The organism is Luteolibacter luteus (assembly GCF_012913485.1).
Lineage (GTDB): Bacteria > Verrucomicrobiota > Verrucomicrobiia > Verrucomicrobiales > Akkermansiaceae > Haloferula > Haloferula lutea.
In genome coordinates this window covers 2,495,120-2,513,803 of the sequence record NZ_CP051774.1, presented here as the reverse complement: position 1 = coordinate 2,513,803, position 18,684 = coordinate 2,495,120, and the positions used below count along the sequence as shown (strand labels likewise).

Genomic DNA, 18,684 nt, shown 5'->3' with positions numbered 1-18,684 from the left:
CTTCCAATGATGCCTATCATGAAGAAGTGGCATCTCGTTGCGTGTCAGGTTGTCCTAGCCGGAGGCCTCGGGCTTTTCACCGGCAGTTGCGCTCATCGGACCCAGCGGAGCATCGAGGAGACCTATGGTCTCAAATCCACTCCCGATCCCGCGCACTTCAAGCATTTCTATATGCCGGATGCGGTGGATGTCCGCGGCTTGGACACGAGCGCGGCGCTTGAGAAGGTTCGGACGTCTTACGTCGGGATCTGCGAAAAGGCCGGCGAAGAACCGCGGGATCTCGCCTTCGAGGTGCCCGCCGGGCATGAGAAGCCCCTTCGGATCAAGTTATCTGGCGGCACCTTGGACAGCTCGGTCCGCCACATCGCAGCCGCTTCAAAATTGGAAGTCTCCCTCGATGGGACCACCTACCGGTTCAAGCAGCCGAAGGAGACCGGAAGACTGGTGAAGAGGTCCTTCCCTGTGTCCCCCGATTTCCCATATATCCTCGGCGAAAGCGGAGATGCCAAGCTCGCCTCGGAGATCTCGCGGGATCCTCGCATCGGCTTCCAGCGCGCTGGGATCGATCTGGATGAATCAACGAAGCTCTCGCTTTCAGATGCCACCACACTGTCGATGGAGACCCGCAGCACCGCCGATCAGGTCGCCGTCGCCACCCTCCTCTCCCGCACGGGACATCCGGTCCAGCAGAGCTTGACCACACGGGTTTTTGAGATTGCACCGGGGTCGACTTGGAAAGGACCCCGTGAGGGCAGCTTTGACGCTGAAACCGCGAGCCGCATGCTCGCGGATCTATCCGCCCGCAGCGATGTGAAGGCGAGCGAGCTCCCTGCGGCGACCAGTCGAAACGGAGAGACCATCACGCTCCTCGCCGATGGCCGCGTCCTCCGCATGAAGACCAGTTTGGTCGGAACCGGCCACGCGGTCGAAACCAGCTTGAGCGCTTCTTCAAAGAGGAAGCATGTCGAGCTCCAGGACAGCGGCTACACCCGTAATACGGGCACGCGCTTCACGGTGAAGACCCGTCCCGACGGTTCACGCGTGGTATTCGCGGTGACGCCGACCCTGATCGATGCCACCGGACGTCCGGTGTATGGTCAGGAGCGATGAGCTTTCAGATTCTCTCCCAATGAACCCCCCTCGGTCCTCCAAGGCTTGGAAAAAGGTTTGGCTCTTCGCCACTCCGGTGCTGCTGCTGCTTGCGATCCTCCTTTGGAAGGGCGGCAGGTTCGACGGCTTCTCGGAGTCTGCCAAGGAAGCAGGAAATGCCAAAGGTGGTGACAAGGGGCTTTCCTCCGGCGACCCGGCGGGAAGCCACGCCGTGCTCCGCTCCAAAGTATCGGAACGCGAGCAGGTCCTTGAAAAGCTCACCCACAGCGTCCTTCAGCTGAAGGATTTCTTCATCCCTTCGATCGAGATCGATGGTCTCACGCTCGGCGCTGCCTTGGACAAATTGAGGACAGCCTATGAGGAAACCTGCCGTGAGACGGGTGAGGTTCCTCTCTCCCTCGCATTCGATATCCCCTCGGGTCACCGCGAATTGTTGCGCCTCACCCTCGCTGCAAAAAATCTGGATGCATCAATCCGCTTCCTCGCGGCGGTCTCCGGCTTGGAAGTGAAGCGGGAAGGCTCCACTTATCGCTTCAGCGAGCCAGCCAAACTTGCCGGCGAGACCAGGAAGGTCCTGACCGTGCCTCCGGACCTGATGGCGCGCTTCGGGGAGTACACCGGAGGCTCCTCAGGAGACCTGCGCGAGATCCTTGCGGCGATGGGGGTCGCGCTCGATCCATCCACCTCGGTGGCCTTCAATCCCGCTCGCGCTACCCTTGAGATCAGCACGGCGTCCGCAGCCGACTTGGCGCGGATCGAGGGCCTGAATCGGATCCAGTCGAATCAACTGCCGGTACAGCAGAAGTTCGAGACCAAGATGCTGGAGCTTCCCCCGGGCATGGATTGGTCCGCACCCGATCTGTCCGGCCAGTATAGTGACGGGCAGGTCCAGCTCATGATGCGGGAGTTTGCCCAAAAGAGCGGAATTGATCTCGTCGGCCTTCCTGCCATTACCGCCCGGAGCGGGGAGACGGCCACGATCGAAATGATCAGGGAATACATCGTGCCGACCGATGACAGCGGGAAGAACTTCGAGTCCTTTAATCTGGGGCACGTGATGAAACTGGACTCCTCCCTGCTTGGGCTCGGGCAGAGGATGACGGTAGCTTACACCGATACCGAGGCAGTCCCTGACCCCGAGACGGGCAAGGTGGAGATTGACGTCAAAGCGGACATCAAGGGAACAAGCTTCATCGGGGATGGATCCACGAAGCTTTACGTCCATACTCGCCCGGATGGCAGTCGCCGTGTCATGATGACCACGGCGACCAGGATCGACGCGACCGGTAGACCGGTGAAAGAGACCCGCTGACCGGCTTCACGCCTTTGCCTCGATCATCTTGCGGCGGTAGGCTTCGTCCAGTCGCTCGTCAATGCGTGCGGCCTCCTCTTCGGGAAGGTAGTTCGGGCCTCCCATGGCAAAGGTTCCCGCGAGGACGCGTGCCCATTTGTCGAGCATCAGCATGATGTTCAGCACCTCGCTGCTGCTCGCGCCTAGTGCCACAGGACCGTGATTCTCCATGAGGATCACCTTGGGAGTCTTTCCGTATTCGGCGCGGAAGTGAGCCAGGCCCTCCTGCACCGCGCGTGCGAGCTCCAAGCCCGGATTGATGTACGGGATGGATAGTACATGCCGCCCGCAGACCACGATCGCGTCCGGGCAGACATGGCGGAGAAATGGCTTTGCCCCGTGTTTGCTGGCCAGCACCGACAGCACCGAGGTCGTGTGCGTGTGGCCCACCCATTTCACTCCCGGTTGACGCAGGCAGATCGAGTGCAGGAAGGTCTCCACCGAGGGCTTCTTGTGCGCGGCGTCGGCCAGGCAGCTGACGAGTCCGTCCTCAATGTCCTGCTCCGTGAGATGCTTCTTCGCCAGCAGGGCATCCACTTTTGCATGGGAGACCCGGGAGACTCCCTCTGCGGTAAGCGTTCCAAGCGAGGTCCCCGAGGCCTTCACCAGAAAGGTGCCGTCGCCGAGGTCCGTGGAGGTGTTCCCTTCGCCCAGGATGGCGAGATGGCGATCCTCCCTGCCGAGTTCGCGGGACAGGTGGACCAGGTCGTGGGTGGTGCTCATGGTGGATGGGTTCGGTTCAGCGGGGTTGCTTGTCGTGCATCGCTTCACGGAAGCGCGAAGGCGGCACGCGGTGGATGGATTTGAAAACGCGGGAGAAATGGAAGGGATCCGGGAAGCCACTGGCAGCCGCCGCTTCCTTCACCGAGATGTCACTCTCCAGAAGCAATGAGGCGGCATGCTGCATCTTCAGCCGCGTGAGGAATTGGTAAGGGCTCTCATCATGGAAGCGTGAGAAAAGCCGGCAGAGATACGGCGCATCCAGCTCGCACGCACTGGCCACGGCATCCAGCGACCCCAATTCCAGGAAGCGGCTCTCGATGCACTCCTTCACCCGGCTGAAAGTGGCGAAGGCCTTCGTGTCGGTGCTACGGGCATCGACGGCGTCCTCCCGGCACATCAGCAGAAGTTGTTGGACGATGGCACTGCACAGCGGCTGTGAGTATTTCGAGTTCCGCGAGCCGCGCTCGATCAAGGTATCGAAGGCCCGGCGGATCGGCTCCGCCTTCAGGCATTGCGAGACCATTCCCGGCTTCAGATCGTGCTGCTCCAGAAAAGCAGCCGCAGCGGTTCCGGAAAAACCGGTGAAGTACTTCACCAGCGGTTTGTCCGGATCGCTCTCGATCCGGTGAGGCATGCCGGGCCCGTAGAGGAAAAACACACCGGGCTTCAGCGCGGACTCCACCCCATCCAGTTCCACGCTGCCGCGTCCGCCATGGACGAACTCAAGTAGGAACCAAGGGAAGCTCGCGCGGTTGATCCGGTAGTCCGCTTGGCAGCGCTCCAAGCCCCCGCATCGAACCTCGAATGGCGAACGCTCCGTCTCCTCGAAAAAGAACACGCGCGAGGACTCCACCTGCCGCGACAGGAAGGATGGATTCGCGGGGGATGGTTCCGGATGCTCGGCCACGATGACTTTTCTTTCTCTCCGATCAGATCGAATGAAAAGCAATAAAATCCATTTCTCTGGTAAGCGGTAGCTTATTATCCGATGAATCGGGGTGTGATCGTGACAAATTTCTCCATTTCATGAGTGACAAAGGCGGGCCGCCTTTGCAGCGTGAACGCCATGAAACCCTCGTCCTATCCCAAGGTGGGCATCCGTCCGACCATCGATGGCCGCCTTGGCGGCGTGCGCGAATCTTTGGAAGAGCGCACCATGCAGCAGGCTCGTGCGGTGGCGGATCTGATCGCGAAAGAACTGCGCTATCCGGATGGCTCGCCGGTGGAGTGCGTGATCGCGGACACCTGCATCGGCGGGGTGAAGGAAGCCGCCGCCTGTGCGGATAAGTTCAAGCGTGAGAATGCGGGCGTCTCGCTGACCGTCACCCCTTGCTGGTGCTACGGCTCGGAGACCATGGACATGGACCCGCACCTGCCGAAGGCAGTCTGGGGCTTCAATGGTACGGAGCGTCCGGGCGCCGTCTATCTGGCCGCAGTGCTCGCCGGGCACACCCAGAAGGGACTCCCGGCCTTCGGCATCTACGGCAAGGATGTGCAAGCGGCGACGGATACCGAGATCCCGGCTGACGTTCGCGGGAAGCTCCTGGACTTTGTGCGCTGTGGCCTGGCCGTCGCGCTCATGCGGGGGAAAAGCTATCTTTCGATGGGCGGCACCTCCATGGGCATCGCGGGTTCCGTAGTGGATCCGGCGATGTGGGAGAAGTGGCTCGGCATGCGCGTCGAGGCGATCGATATGAGCGAATTCGCCGGGCGCATGCGGAAGGGCTGGTATGACCAGGCTGAGTACGGAAAGGCGCTCGCCTGGGTGAAGGCGAACTGCCCGGAAGGAAAAGACTACAATTCCCCCGAAGCCACGCGTAGCCGCGAACAGATCGATTCGGAGTGGGAGGACAGCGTGAAGATGGCGCTCATTGCCCGCGATCTCATGACCGGAAATCCGAAGCTCGCGGAGATGGGCCTCGGTGAGCAGGCGCAGGGCCATAATGCGATCGCCGCCGGTTTCCAAGGCCAGCGCCAGTGGACCGATCACTTTCCGAACGGGGATTTCCTCGAGGCGATCTTGAACTCGTCCTTCGACTGGAATGGCAAGCGCGCGCCCTACATCGTCGCGACGGAGAACGACGCGCTGAATGGCGCGGGCATGCTCTTCGGCCATCTGCTTACTCACACCGCCCAGATCTTCGCGGACCTGCGCACCTACTGGAGTTGCGAGGCGATCGAAACTGCGAGCGGCAAGTCATTCTCCCATCCGCTGGTGAAGGACGGCATCCTGCACCTGATCAATTCCGGTCCAGCCGCGCTCGATGGTACCGGCGAGCAGGAGATCGATGGCGTGCCCGCCATGAAGCCGTTCTGGGACATCGCGGACGCCGAAGTGGAAAAGTGCCTGAAGGCCACCACATGGCATCCCTCGATCACCGAGTATTTCCCCGGTGGCGGACTCAGCACCCGTTACCGCACGCGGGGCGGCATGCCTGCGACGATGATCCGGCTGAATCTGGTGGATGGGCTCGGCCCCGCGCTGCAGATCGCGGAAGGTCACACCGTCGATTTGCCGGATGATGTTCACGATGCGCTCGACCAGCGGACCAATCCTACTTGGCCGACCACCTGGTTCGCGCCGGTCCTCACCGGACAGGGTGCCTTCCGCAGCGCCTACGAGGTGATGAACAACTGGGGCGCAAACCATTGCGTCATGAGCCACGGCCACATCGGACATCTCTACCTCACCTTGGCTTCCATGCTCCGCATCCCCGTTTACATGCACAATGTCAGCGAGGAGCGCATCTTCCGCCCCAGTGCATGGCGCGCCTTTGGCACGGCCGATCTGGAAGGCGCCGATTTCCGCGCCTGTGCGAACTACGGTCCGCTCTACGGGAAGGTCTGAGCTTTCTTGTCCCGCTAGGCAGTAGAACCGGCACCGCCGCCAACCTATCTTCCTTCCATGGAGAACTCTCCCGCCTCGTTCAACTCATACGCAGGAAGCCGCTGCGGGAGGTCGAAACCTTTCTACTGCCAACCGCGGGAGGCGTGGGCCAAGTTTCACCTGTTATCGCCCGAAAATTTCCCGGTTTTATCAGGCGTATCAGGCGGGAAATGGGGACCGGTGAAATGGGGGTCTCCGCCACCGCTTCCCTAGCAGCTGCTCTTCCTTGTCCCCGAAAGCGGTATTTTCCGCTGAAAGCACCCGGATGCACGACTTTCCCATGTCCCACCCTCCCGATTTCCGCTAGATCGCGAAGCCCACGAACCCAAGATGAAATCCACACCAATTCTCGCCCTCGCGGTGGCCGCGCTTCTCTGCGGCGGCTGCAACAACAAGTCCGCTGGCACTGGCAAAACCCGTGTCGCCGTCATTCCCAAAGGTACCACCCACATCTACTGGAAGTCCGTCGAAGCGGGTGCGAAGAAGGCCGCTGATGAGCTGGGGGTGGAAGTCACCTTCATCGGACCCCAGAAGGAGGATGACCGCTCGCAGCAGATCGATCTGGTGAAAAACCAATCGCTGCAGAATGACGCGATCGTGCTCGCTCCCCTCGACGCCGTCGCCTTGCGCGATGTCGTAAAGGAAGTCAGCGCGAAGAAGCCGGTGGTGATCATCGATTCCTCCCTGGCGGACAGCGAGGGCTTCATCGCCAGCTATGTCGCCACGGACAATCGCGAAGGCGGTCGCATCGCGGCACGCGCGCTCTCCGAATCGCTGGGGGGCAAGGGCAAGGTGACCGTGATGCGCTACATGCAAGGCAGCGCCTCGACCGAGCAACGCGAGGAAGGTTTCTTCGAAGAGATCAAGAAGTCCCCGGGCATCGAAGTCGTGAGCTCCGAGCAGTACGCCGGTGCCACCGCGAGCCAGGCGCAGGACACCGCGACCAACTTGCTGACCCGTCTTGCCGAAGGCGATGGCCTTTCGGTCCAGGGAATCTTCACCAGCAATCAGACCAGCACCTACGGCATGCTTCAGGCGCTGCGCGGCAAGAACCTCGCGGGCAAGGTCAAGCTGGTCGGCTTCGATTGCGATGCCACCTTCATCGATGCGCTGAAGAAGGGCGAGATGCAGGGCAGCGTCTTGCAGGACCCGCTGAACATGGGCTATCTCAGCGTGAAAACTGCCGTGGCCAAGCTGAAGGGCGAGAAGGTGGAAGCCACGGTCGATACCGGTGCCACCCTGATCACTCCGACGAATCTGGAAGATCCGAAGATCTCAGCCCTGATCAAGACCCAGCTTCCCTGAGTGAGGTTGTCGCGATGTTCCCCGCAGGGTGGTCAGAGGATGTTTGTTGAATGATCTGGAATCTAACGAGATGTTTTCTGGTCTTCCTCTGCGGGTATCAGCTGCTCCAAGCCCTGACCGATGTCCAGATGGCCCGCCGGATTCTCGTCGATCTGAAAGAGGGGCCTCGCCAAACCACGCAGGATCGCGCCGCCACGGCTCCAGATATGGAGCTTGTCATCGAAGTTCTGGGTCGGAAGAGCGGCTCTTCTTTTTTCTGGCTCGTCGCATTAGTGGCGGTCGCCTTTGCCCCTTACAAAAGTATCCGACGGCTAGGAGGAGATCCCTCGTAGCCGTGGCTTGATCCGCGGCTTTTCCAAGGCCTGACATTTCTTATGCAATCTCTCCCACCACGCCTCGTCATGCACGGCATCCGGAAGACCTTTGGTCCGACGGTGGCGCTGGGTCGTGTCGATCTGGAGATCCTTCCGGGAGAGGTGCACGCCTTGGTCGGTGAGAATGGTGCGGGCAAGAGCACCCTGATGAAGGTGCTCTCCGGTGCTCATTGCCCGGACGAGGGTGAGATGCACTTCGATGGGAAGCCCTACAATCCGAAGAATCCGCTCGATGCCCGGTCCTGCGGCGTCGGGATGATTTATCAGGAGCTCTCGATCGCGCCGCACCTCACGGTGGAAGAGAACATTGTTCTCGGCATGGAGCCCATGAAGGGCCCCTTCGTGGATCGCAAGGTGATGCGCCAGCGTGCGACGGAAGCGCTCGCCCATTTCGACCACCCCGAGATCCGGCCGGAGGTGCGCGCCGGTTCGCTTTCCGTTTCCGCCCAGCAGCTGGTGGAGATCGGACGCTCACTGGCGATGGGCTGCAAGCTGCTCGTTTTCGATGAGCCGACCTCTTCGCTCGCGCAGAAGGACATCGAGCGTCTTTTCCTTTTGATCGATCGCCTGAAGGCGCAGGGCATCTCGATCATCTACATCTCGCACTTCCTTGAGGAGGTGAAGCGCCTCGCCTCGCGGCTTACGGTTCTGCGCGATGGCTCGGTCGTCGGCACGCGCGATGTCGCGACCACCGAGCCCGAAGAAATCGTGTCTCTCATGGTGGGTCGCGATGTCGAAGATCTCTATCCGCGCACCGAGCGAAAGCAGGGTGAGCGCATCCTCGCCATTTCCGGCCTGACCGGGAATCGCAACAAGCCCGATGGTGCCAGCCTCGACTTGCATCGCGGCGAGGTGGTCGGCATCGCTGGCTTGGTTGGCTCGGGCCGCACCGAGCTCCTTCGCGCGCTCTTCGGTCTGGACCCGGTGAAGGGTGGGACAGTGGAGGTGGCAAATGGCACAAAGGGCGACGCCACCCCGCGCGGTCGCTGGCAGCAGCGCGTCGGCATCCTCAGCGAGAACCGGAAGGAAGAGGGCCTCGCATTGAATCTCTCGATCGCGGACAACGTCACGTTGCCTTGCTTGGAGCGCTTCGGTAGCGCCGGAGCCGTTTCGCCTGCCCGGCAGCAAAAGGCCACGGCAGCATGGATTGAACGCCTCGGCATCAAGTGCCAGGGCCCCGCCCAGCCCATCGGCGCGCTTTCCGGCGGCAATCAGCAGAAGGCCGCTTTTGCCCGGCTGCTGGAATACAATGTCGACGTGCTCCTGCTCGATGAGCCGACCCGCGGCATCGACATCGCGGCGAAGGCCCGGATCTACGAAGCGATCAACGAGGTCGTCACCGATGAAAAGCGTCCGCGGGCGGTTATCATTATCTCCAGCTATCTGCCCGAACTCTTCGGCGTCTGCGATCGCATTGCCGTGATGAGCCAGGGTCGACTCACCCGGGCCCTGCCTGTCGGGGATCTCACACCTCACGACGTGATGCTGGTGGCCACGGGTAAGTCCAAGGAACTCTGCGAACACCGAACCTCGAACTAAGGCATCCCTTTCGCCGTCCCTTCGACGTCCTCCCTCTCTTTCATGCGTCTCAAATCCATCCTCACTCTTCTCGGCCCCTTCATCGCGCTGCTGGTCGTCTTTGGCATCTTCGCAGGGAACAACCCGCGGATGCTGAGTGAAGAGGTGCTGCTCAACATTCTCACGCAAACCGTGATCGTGGGCATTGCCGCGATCGGGATGACTTTGATCATCATCTCCGGCGGCATCGATCTCTCGGTGGGCTCCATGATCGCCCTCTGTGGCGTGGTGGCCGCGATGCTGATCACAAAGGGCATGGCTCCTCCGCTGGTCTTCCTCGGTACGATCGCCTTCGGCGCTTTCTGCGGCTTCGTCAACGGCGGCATCACGACCGGCATGAAACTCCTCCCATTCATCGTCACTCTAGGCACCATGCAGGCCTTCCGCGGGGCGGGAAAGGTGGTCACCCACGGAACCCCGGTGAACCTGCCCTTCGACGTCACCGCGTATAAGCCTTGGATGGGCGGCGCAGGCATTCCCATCGGCGTATGGTTGATGGTGGCGCTGGTGATCGCCTTCACTCTCGTCCTGCGCTACACGCGCTTTGGTCGCCATGTCTTCGCGGTCGGCTCGAATGAAAACACCGCCACTCTTTGCGGCGTGCATGTCGCGAAGACGAAGATCTTCGTTTACACCATCGGCGGCGCACTCGCCGGCCTTTCGGCCCTGATGAATGTCGCCAAGTCCTCCCAAGGGGATCCGACCACCGCCATGGGGCTGGAACTGGACATCATCGCCGCTGTGGTCATCGGCGGTGCCAGCCTTTCCGGTGGCGAGGGCACGGTGCTGGGTGCTCTCATCGGTGCCCTGCTCATGACCACCATCCGTACCGGTTGCGTGCTGAATGGCATCCCCACCCCGTGGACCGAAGTCATCACCGGCGCGATCATCGTGGTGGCCGTGATCATCGACCGCCTGCGGCACCGCAAGGCTTGACTTCCATCCTATCTCGGATGGCATGTCAGGCGCGTGAATCGCTGGACCAGACATGGGATTCTTGCTGCCGGCCTCGTGGGTGCCTTCGCCCTCGGGCGCGCGAGCCTGTCCCCTGCCGGGCAGGTGAATCTCAAGCAAGGTTCCCCGGCGGCTGGAGTCCAAGGAGGGCCTTCGGTGGCATCGATTCAGGCGGCTCTCGCGAGCGACCCCGGAGAGGCGGTCGCGCGGATCCAGTCCGCGAGTGCCGAGGATTGTCTCGCCCTGATTGGCACCGGGCCCTTGTGGGAACTCCCGCCCCTCCTCCGCGAGTCGGTATTGCTACGCCTTTCCGAGATCGATCCCGAAGCCCTTGCACGGGTGCTTCTCGACTCTCCCCTCAGCAGCTTCACCTTTGACCGGAGCGGCTACGAATGGCTTGTCTGGCTGGCTCGCTCCAGGCCAGACCTGCTACGGGCGAGAATAGAGGATCCCTCGACCGAAACGAAGCAGCGCGAGCTTCTTGAAGGGATGCTCCGGCAGGCGGAGCTCGTGAAGAAGACCGATCCTTTGGAGGTCTTGGACACCGCCTTGACGCGAGGTGACCTGAACAGCATCCCACAGGCGCTTGAGGAGCTCGCCAAGCTGGACCCGAAACTAGCCGTCCGCCAGCTCTCGAAGCTGCTCGAAAGCGGCGCCTGGTTCCGCGCCTACAACCCCAGCGTCTTCACAACCCTTGCGGCGGAAGATCCCGAAGGCATGAAAGCCATCTTCGCGATGGTGAAGTCCCCGGAGCTCCAGATGCCGATGGCGACCGCGATTGCCCGGAGCATCGCCAAGGATGATCCCTCGCAGGCAGTCGCTTTTTACAACTCGATGCCGACCTCGCGGGCGCGCAGCTTTGTGGCCGTCGAGATTGCCGCGATGTGGGCGAAGAAGGATCCTGAGGCGGCCTTGGCCTGGGTGGAATCGGCCCTGTCCGATGGACCCGCGAAGCGTTCCGCGATCGCCTGTGCGCTGGCACCGCTGGTGGATACCGATCCCGCTCGGGTCCTCGCCGCGATTTCTCTGGGCGAGCGCTACGGTAATACGCTCGCCCAGATGATAACGGGTCAGGGATCGATGGGCCTGAACGGGCCGGGTGTGATTCCTGCCAATACGGTTCGAGAACGGGCTGCGCTGGCGCTCGTGGCAAAAGACCCGCTGCAAGCGATGACGATCTTGGGCGAACAGGAGGCGGTTCCCAAAGACGATCGCTCGGGATCTCATTTCAACAAGGCTTCACTTCTCGGGCTCGCTGCCGCTACCTGGATGAAGAGCGATCCCGGAGCCGCGGTCGCATGGCTTTCTGGCTTGGAGAAGACCGAACGCGGTAATGTCCTGAACCAAACCGAGCTGGCATCTGCCTTCAATGGTCTCCCTTTCGGCGAGATCTCAAAGGCGGCATCGGCGGTGGCCAGCATGGAAGACAAGCAGTCTGCTGACCGCTTGCTCTCGCTGATGGCTCAAGCGATGACAGAAGCCGATCCAGCCGCGGCCCTCCAGTTTGCCAAGCAGCTTCCCGATGAGGTCAGGAACAGCTCTCTCCAGCGGATCATCGGTGAGATTGCCAAAGCGGATCCGGAGATGGCGATGCAGGAAGTCGCAGGGCTGCCACCCAAGCTGCGGGCACGTACTCACGGGACTATCGCGCAGGCCATGACGGCCAACAATCCTGCCGAGGCGGTCCGCTATCTCGACTCCGTACCAGCGGAGGAGAGGGATGACTTCAGCTATCAAAGCTGCCTGGCGTCCTGGGTTTCGCAGAATCGTGAGCAGGCAAAGGAGTGGTGGAGCAATCTGCCTGAAGATGACAGCATGCGGCGAAAGGCGGCGCTGAACGCCATGGCAGGCGAGATCTACGGAGCCGATCCCTCTTCCCGTCCAGGGATCATGAAGGAAGTCGGAGGGCTCTCCGATATCAATGAGCGCTCCCGGGTTTTCTCGAGTCTCATCTTTGCCATTGCCCGGCAAGATCCGGAAGAGGCGCAGGCACTCATTGACGATCCAGGAATGGTGCTTTCCGAATCCACAATCCGAAACGCCAAACAACAGGTCGAATTCATGCGGGGGGCGCATTCGCGATGAAAGCGCGGCTCGTCATCTCCGCTCTCCTGCTGGTGGCCGCATTCGCCATCGGGAGGATGAGTGCGCCTTCAGGGAACGAAGCAGCGGATGCAGGAGAGTCAGCAAATCGGAAAAAGCAGGCGCTTGGAACGAAGGCGGCGGAGCGGCGGGTTGAGAGTGGTCGGGAAAGCAAGTCGCCGACCCCTTCAAATTGGAAGATGATCCGCGAACGGGCCAACCGCTCACGGGAGGAACTTCTGGATGACCTGCTTGCCACCCTTCGGGCTTCGCCTGGTAGCTGGACCTACGGCAATTGGCTGATCGAGCATCTTCTGAGGACCGATGCGGAGTGGACCGTTGGCAGGATCAAAGCGGAGATGGGGAGGATTCCGGAAGGCATCATGTCGGAATGGTGCACCATCGACCCGGAGCGGGCCTTGCCCTTTCTCCTGGCTCAACCGGCCGGGTCTGACCATGCCTTTGATCCCCGGTTCGGCGGGATTCATTTCCGGGGAATGGGCGCGAAGGATCCGGAGAAAGGGCTCGAAATGATCCAAGGACTTCCTGCCTCACGCCGGGGCGGTCTTTATGCGTCGTTGCTTGGTGGCATTGCCGGAAGCAATCCCGATCAGGCCTTCGGTTACTTCGAGCGGATCGTGAAGTCAGGCGATCTTCCGGACAAGGACCTGCCTGAAGCGCTGAGAAACCTGGCAGGCGCAGCGCCCGCGCAATTGGTCGCATGGATGGAAGGTCGCGAGACCCCACTGCCGGACCGGGCAAAGGCCGAGCTGATTTCGGGTTTGGCCTACTCCGACCTTGAGGCGGCGAAGCGGATCTATGCGGACATCGCGGACGAGGAAAAGCGGAACGCCGGATTCTACATCGCCACGCAGATCTCCCGGAAGAACTCCGATTTCGGAGAATGCGTCGCTTGGCTTGAAGCGAATGCTCCGGAGAAGATGCGCGAGGATCTGAAAGGCAACGCACTCAGCTCCTGGGCCCACACCTTTCCCGATCAGGTGATGGATCAGGTCCGGAGATACCCTTGGATTCTTGGCAGCCAGAGGTCTCCTGAAATCATCAGTCTCCTGAAGAGCAGGGGTGAGGCCGAGGGGCTTGTGGAGATGCTCGGAACGATGGATGCCGAAGATGGGGCTCCTTTCCGGGAGAAGCTGGTACAAGCCGGAGTCATCGAGGAGACCCCGGGCGAATTCGCTTCCTTGGATCGAGCCATGCTGAAGATGGCAAAGGATCCCGAGGAGACGATGATGCTTTGGGAAGCTCTGGATCCGGGGAAGAAAGAGCAGCTGTTTCTCGGGGCTTCGGACATGATGCAGTCCCAGCCTCCCGAGTTATTGCTCAAGCTCTGCCAAGGGGTGTCCGAGCAAACGACGGGAAAAATCGTTCCCCAGGCCGTAGCCAGGCTGGCGATCATGGATCCCGCCAAGGCTGCCGATTACGTGGAGACCATGCCCGATGGCCCCGCGCGGGAGGCCGCCATCAAGAACCTGCATTCGAACTGGTCGGTAGATGACGCGGCCGCGGCGAATGCATGGAAAGACAAGGTGGCCGGGAGCTCCTGAGCTCGCGGCTTGTGTGCCGTGGGGCAAGGACGGCAGGATGCGGGGATGAAATGCTTGCCCCTCCTCTCTGCCGGATTCATCGCCATGGCTCTCGTGCCCGTTTGCCGGGCTCAGTCGCAGCAGGAGATGAATGCCCAAGCTGCTGAGGCGTTCAAGAAAGCCGACAAGGAGTTGAACGAGGTCTACGCCAAGGTGATTGGCGTGCTGGATGACGAGGCGAAGGAGCGGCTGAAGAAGTCACAGCGTGCTTGGGTGGCATTTCGTGATGCGGAGGCGGAATTCCGTGCGGACGCCGAGGCCCGCGGCGGCAGCATGTGGCCGCTAGTCCACGAGGGCGTCCGCGGCAAGCTCACGAAGGACCGAGTTGCAGCTCTGCGTGAGTATCTGATCGAGGAGCGGGAGAAGTGAAGACCTCGCGGCGGATCTTCCCGATGTCCACCTTCTCCAGATACTCGCGGATGTTCGGGAAGTAGTCGGCGTGGTGGCCGTACTTCGGATCCATGAATTCATCGATCGCCTTCTGCCGTGGCCATTCCTGCACCACCATCCGGTACATGGCGATCACCGCTCCGGTGCGATCGGCGCCGTGGAAGCAGTGAACCAGAATCGGTTGGTCCGCGGCGAGGATTGCCTGCAGGGCCCTCACGATCTGCTCGTCCTTGATCTTGCCCGCATTCATCCTCACATGATGCAGGTCCATGCCGGGAGCCTCATCGATGTCCGAGTGCCACCGCCGCAGGCACAGCACCTCCCCGACCCCTTGTTTTTTCAGCTCCCGGAACTGGTAGCGCGCCGGCTGGCCGGAGCGCCAGACCTTGTCGTCCACCTTGTGCAGATTCGCCGGTCCTGCACAGCACGCCAGCAGCAGACTTAGGAGAAGCGCAATCGATGCTTTCCGGATCATCATTCCGAGCTTACCCAGCATCCGGGCATGGACAAGCAAGTGATGGCATTTGACGCGACCGGCGAGGAGGTTCCCGACCGGATCGTGGTGGAAGAACCGCTGCAAATCGTCGTGGATGGCCATTCCGTCGCGATCACCATGCGCACGCCGGGGCATGACGAGGAGCTCGCGCTCGGATTCCTGCTGACGGAAGGAGTCATCCTTTCCGCGGCGCAGATCAGGAGGATCGATACCGGCTCCAAGGAGAATCACGCGCTCGTTTTTCTGGCCGATGGCGTGGAAGTGGATTTCTCCCGGCTGACTCGTCACGTCTTCAGTGCCTCTTCCTGCGGGCTCTGCGGAAAGGCGACCATCGATGCCGTGGCGGGAATCCTTCCTCCTCTCGAAAGCTCCGGAGTCTTCTCCAGTGATGTCCTGCTTTCAGCTCCGGCACTCTTGGAGGTGGACCAATCAATCTTCTCCCGCACCGGTGGGCTGCATGCCGCGGGGATCTTCGACCGCGAAGGGACGATGGTTGTGGTAAGGGAAGACATCGGCCGGCACAATGCCGTGGATAAGGTGCTGGGCCATTGCCTGAACGCCGCAATTGATCTCACCCAATGCTTCCTGATGGTTTCGGGTCGCGTCTCCTTCGAGATCATGCAGAAAGCCTTGGCGGGTGGAATTCCCCTTGTCGCAGCGATTTCTGCGCCGTCCTCGCTAGCGGTGGAATTTGCAGAGAAATCCGGCCAAGCTTTGGTCGCCTTTCTCAGGCCGCCGAAGTTTCGGGTGTATGCGGGAGCGCGGCGCATCAGCTTCAAGGAGGTGGCACAAACTCCATGAGATTCTCGGTTCCGGATTGGCCGAGGAATTTGTAGGTGATCGTCCCTGCCACCGGCTCCCATGAGTCGCCGGTCTTCTCGAATCGCAGGCCTGTCAGGATCACCGTGGATTTTTTGTCAGGAGCGTCCGGATCGGCTGAAATGTTCGTGCCTTTCTTGAAGGTGATCCTATAGCCCTTCTGCTCCGAGTATTTCACGATCTTCTCCGGATACTGGATGATGTCGCCGTTCGGCAGGACGAGCTTGGCGGATGCCACCGTCCGTTGCTTGCCGTTGATGGCTTTGAGCGCGATATCGAGGTCCAGGGACCAATCCTGCTTCAGGTTGTCCAAGGCTTCCGGCGAGGCGGGCACTTCGATCTGCATGTTCTTTCCGGAAGAGGGCACGCCACCGACCTTGCTCGTGAAATTGCCGCTGCCTTGGATTCCTTGTTCTCCCGGGTCCAGATCGACGACCTCCAGTGGTACGCTGGCATTCCCTTTGAAATGGGTGCTCAGGCCGTCCAGCTCCCCTTTGAAGCTACCTTTGAGCTGAACGAACGGCTCCTCGTTCACGGTCTTCACGGAGCCGACGTCCATCGCGATGGTGGGACTTCCATTCTCGTCCAGGATACCCTCCATGGTTCCCATCGCGGAGACCTTTCCGGATTCATCCTGCGCAAGGTCGATCGAGTAGGCCCGCTGGCCGGGACTCGGAGAAATGCCCTGATAATTGCCGGTAATACTCAAGATCCGGGTAAGGGCGGCATTCCCGCCGGGAAAGACGAAAGGAAAGTTTCCCACAGGTTGCGGGCGCGTGCCCCCGCTGCCGCCCACGCCGCCGGTCTCACTGAAATTATCCAGGTGCATCTGACCTGCGGGGACGCTCATGAATGCGGAAAAGCCGTAAACCGAGAGAAAGAATTGGTCCGTGCCCGCGAGGCCCCAGTTGGCATTCGCGTCGTCACCGCCCGATCCCTCCAGTCCGAATGTCCCGAGAATCGTCCATTGGTACCCGTTTGCGAGATTCGTGTCGTAATAGGTCGTGAGAACCTTGGTCTTGCTGTCCCAAGTCATGCGCAAGCCGATGCGATCGACCGCCAGCTCGCTCGAATCGGCTCCGCCCAAGGAACTGCCTCCGAAGGTCATGTCGGCATTGGCACCCTGACGGGACGGCCCGCCGATCGCGGAATTGTAGAACTCGTGATAAAGGTAGTCGCCTGCCGAGTGGGGACTAAGGAGACGGATACCCATGCTATTGACCTGAAGTGGAGGGCTAGGCGCGGTGTTGTTCACCGCGTCAATCTGGACTTCCCAGTTTGCATTGTAGGGAAAGCGGGTGAGCTCCCAAGGGCGCTCGGCGCTGTCGTCGAATGTCCCGGTGGGGCAAGTGTACTGCAACCGCTGGGAAGTTTCCGTCAGGGCACCATTTCCGCTAATGCCGTCGGTACCCCAATTCACGGCGCTCTTCGAGTTGTCGTTGAAATTGTCGGCGCCGTCGGCAAGCGCCGCGGCGCTCGGGAGAACTTGGATCGCGCCCGCTGTAATCGGGCGGAGTAAGGAAGGAATCGTCTTCATGGCATTCAAGGGTTTGAGGTCCTCAAGCCGTTTCTCGCCGCGGTTGAGATTTGCGGCGCGTCACAATGGGAAAGCGTCTTCAACGCCTGTCGCGCGGCCGGAGTGTTCGCCCGGCGGAGCGCGAAAACGGCGCGCATCCGGAGATTCAGGCTGTTCGGCTGGTTCGCCGTGCGAAGAAGTTCGGGGATGATTTCGGCGTCGAAGACAGCTGCTGCTTTGGAGCCGGGCATTCGCCCTGCCACCTGGCCGGCCGCATTGAAACCCGCGATCCTTGTTGCGGGCTCATCCTCTTTCAGCGCTGCGGACAGCACCCGGTCCGCAGGCAGGGAAGCTTGCGACAGCATCGCTTCATAAAGCCTGCGCCTCACCTCGGCTTCCGGCTCTGTTTCTGCTAGATCCATCAAGCGCGGCGCGAGATAACCCGCGGAACCATGGGCGCTAACGGCCCACGCTGCAGAAGCGCGAAGATCCGGTTCCTCATGATGGCCGGCCACTTCAATGAGGTAAGGAATGGCATCGCTCGACGATTCGGACAAAGCTTCCACTGCCACTGCGCGGAGTTCTAGCGGCGCTTCCCTTGAAGCGATGAGTGTCTCGAAGACCGGTGCGACTTCATGGTATCTGGTCTTGCCCAAGCCATGAAGGATCTCCGCCATCAATTCGTCCGAAGGGTTTTCCGAGAAGGCCTCCAGTAACGCATCTGTGGCTGCTGCAGATCCCATGGATCCGAGTGTGATCGCGGCTTGGACCCGCACTGCTTGGGGGCGGGTCCCATCTTTGAGTATCAAGTCGAGCTTCCGGGAAACATCGTCGCCTCCCAGAACTCCCAAGCCGCGGATCGCAGCCCGAACGATAGCTTCATTGGGATCGCTAAGGAGGGGTTTAAGCCAATCTTTGGCGTGGGGATTGCCGCTTCGTCCAATTAGGCCCGCCATGTAGATCTTGTGCCCGGCAGGCGCGGAATCGAAGATCTTTCGAAGGGCGGCAATGGATTCAGGAGTGCCTTCCCGGGCCAGTCGGTACACATGAAAGCGGCGCTGGTGAAGATCGGTGCTCTCGTCCAGAAACAGCGTGATGGTTTCTTCCAGCGAGAGGCCGGTCTTCATGAATTTTCCTTCCATGTGCCTTCGGAATCGCGCTTCGACTCCCCGGCTGATCGTTTGCACGACAGGACGCGTTACCATTCTCTGGAAGCTCGGGAAAAGAACTCGTTGAGGATCATCCGAAGGGTGCCGGTCCTCGATCCAGAGGCTGCTGGCGATGATGCCGGCGATTGCCAGCAGGAGGAGCAGGCATCCACCACAGATGGTCCAAATGCGCCCGTGGATGGTCTTGGGAAGGAGTCTCCAATAGCGGCGCCCGGAATGACCCCGCGCTCTCATGGGACTGGCACGCTTGCACTGCCCGAAGTGCTTTGCAACGGGCATTTCCTTTCACGACAGTCGCCCTTTTCGATCGGCCAAAGATCATCTTT

16 protein-coding genes are annotated in these 18,684 nt (G+C 60.9%); 11 read left to right on the top strand and 5 right to left on the bottom strand.

The features are described from left to right. The first annotated feature begins 18 nt into the window (after window positions 1-18). On the top strand, window positions 19-1,110 hold the full coding sequence (locus tag HHL09_RS10565; RefSeq protein WP_169454609.1) for a hypothetical protein: 1,092 nt from the start codon (window positions 19-21) through the stop codon (window positions 1,108-1,110). A 19-nt stretch (window positions 1,111-1,129) separates the two neighbouring features. Then, window positions 1,130-2,422, top strand: a complete 1,293-nt coding sequence (locus tag HHL09_RS10560) for a hypothetical protein (RefSeq protein ID WP_169454608.1) — start codon at window positions 1,130-1,132, stop codon at window positions 2,420-2,422. Window positions 2,423-2,428: 6 nt separating this feature from the next. Here the strand turns inward: HHL09_RS10560 and HHL09_RS10555 are convergent, their stop codons facing one another. Both HHL09_RS10555 and HHL09_RS10550 read right to left on the bottom strand, forming a co-directional pair. Continuing rightward, a complete protein-coding gene (locus tag HHL09_RS10555) occupies window positions 2,429-3,184 on the bottom strand; it encodes a class II aldolase/adducin family protein (protein ID WP_169454607.1) in 756 nt (251 codons plus the stop codon). Window positions 3,185-3,200: 16 nt separating this feature from the next. Then, window positions 3,201-4,091, bottom strand: a complete 891-nt coding sequence (locus tag HHL09_RS10550; RefSeq protein ID WP_169454606.1) for an AraC family transcriptional regulator — start codon at window positions 4,089-4,091, stop codon at window positions 3,201-3,203. Between the two features lie 159 nt (window positions 4,092-4,250). Here HHL09_RS10550 and HHL09_RS10545 point away from each other — a divergent pair, with 159 nt between their 5' ends. The 8 genes from HHL09_RS10545 (at window position 4,251) to HHL09_RS10510 (ending at window position 14,337) form a co-directional block, all read left to right on the top strand. Beyond that, window positions 4,251-6,032 carry an L-fucose isomerase gene (locus HHL09_RS10545; protein WP_169454605.1) on the top strand — a complete coding sequence of 594 codons (1,782 nt, stop codon included), beginning with the start codon at window positions 4,251-4,253 and terminating at the stop codon, window positions 6,030-6,032. Between the two features lie 369 nt (window positions 6,033-6,401). Further along, window positions 6,402-7,376 (top strand): ABC transporter substrate-binding protein, encoded by a 975-nt coding sequence (locus HHL09_RS10540; RefSeq protein ID WP_169454604.1) that lies wholly within the window; start codon window positions 6,402-6,404, stop codon window positions 7,374-7,376. A 50-nt stretch (window positions 7,377-7,426) separates the two neighbouring features. Further along, window positions 7,427-7,708, top strand: coding sequence for a hypothetical protein (locus HHL09_RS10535; protein ID WP_169454603.1), 282 nt, complete (start codon window positions 7,427-7,429; stop codon window positions 7,706-7,708). A 42-nt stretch (window positions 7,709-7,750) separates the two neighbouring features. After that, window positions 7,751-9,289: a sugar ABC transporter ATP-binding protein gene (locus HHL09_RS10530; RefSeq protein WP_169454602.1), complete on the top strand. Its 1,539-nt coding sequence runs from the start codon at window positions 7,751-7,753 to the stop codon at window positions 9,287-9,289. A gap of 42 nt (window positions 9,290-9,331) precedes the next feature. Continuing rightward, entirely contained in the window at window positions 9,332-10,264 is a 933-nt protein-coding gene (locus HHL09_RS10525; protein WP_169454601.1) for an ABC transporter permease, read from the top strand. 33 nt (window positions 10,265-10,297) lie between these two features. After that, window positions 10,298-12,367: a hypothetical protein gene (locus HHL09_RS10520; RefSeq protein WP_169454600.1), complete on the top strand. Its 2,070-nt coding sequence runs from the start codon at window positions 10,298-10,300 to the stop codon at window positions 12,365-12,367. After that, window positions 12,364-13,929, top strand: a complete 1,566-nt coding sequence (locus tag HHL09_RS10515; RefSeq protein ID WP_169454599.1) for a hypothetical protein — start codon at window positions 12,364-12,366, stop codon at window positions 13,927-13,929. The genes HHL09_RS10520 and HHL09_RS10515 overlap by 4 nt, the downstream gene beginning before the upstream one ends. Before the next feature lie 45 nt (window positions 13,930-13,974). After that, on the top strand, window positions 13,975-14,337 hold the full coding sequence (locus tag HHL09_RS10510) for a lysozyme inhibitor LprI family protein (RefSeq protein ID WP_169454598.1): 363 nt from the start codon (window positions 13,975-13,977) through the stop codon (window positions 14,335-14,337). On the opposite strand, the gene HHL09_RS10505 is transcribed toward HHL09_RS10510, so the two are convergent. Beyond that, window positions 14,279-14,836, bottom strand: a complete 558-nt coding sequence (locus HHL09_RS10505; RefSeq protein ID WP_169454597.1) for a phosphatase domain-containing putative toxin — start codon at window positions 14,834-14,836, stop codon at window positions 14,279-14,281. The two genes, HHL09_RS10510 and HHL09_RS10505, sit on opposite strands and share 59 nt — an antisense overlap. A 24-nt stretch (window positions 14,837-14,860) precedes the next feature. Between HHL09_RS10505 and fdhD the strand changes: the two genes are divergently transcribed. Beyond that, the gene (gene fdhD, locus HHL09_RS10500; RefSeq protein WP_205761019.1) at window positions 14,861-15,655 is read left to right on the top strand and encodes a formate dehydrogenase accessory sulfurtransferase FdhD; all 795 of its coding nucleotides are present in this window, start codon (window positions 14,861-14,863) and stop codon (window positions 15,653-15,655) included. On the opposite strand, the gene HHL09_RS10495 is transcribed toward fdhD, so the two are convergent. Both HHL09_RS10495 and HHL09_RS10490 read right to left on the bottom strand, forming a co-directional pair. Further along, a complete protein-coding gene (locus tag HHL09_RS10495) occupies window positions 15,630-17,210 on the bottom strand; it encodes a hypothetical protein (RefSeq protein WP_169454596.1) in 1,581 nt (526 codons plus the stop codon). The genes fdhD and HHL09_RS10495 overlap by 26 nt on opposite strands. A 5-nt stretch (window positions 17,211-17,215) precedes the next feature. Then, a complete protein-coding gene (locus tag HHL09_RS10490) occupies window positions 17,216-18,316 on the bottom strand; it encodes a HEAT repeat domain-containing protein (RefSeq protein WP_169454595.1) in 1,101 nt (366 codons plus the stop codon). Window positions 18,317-18,684 lie beyond the last annotated feature (368 nt).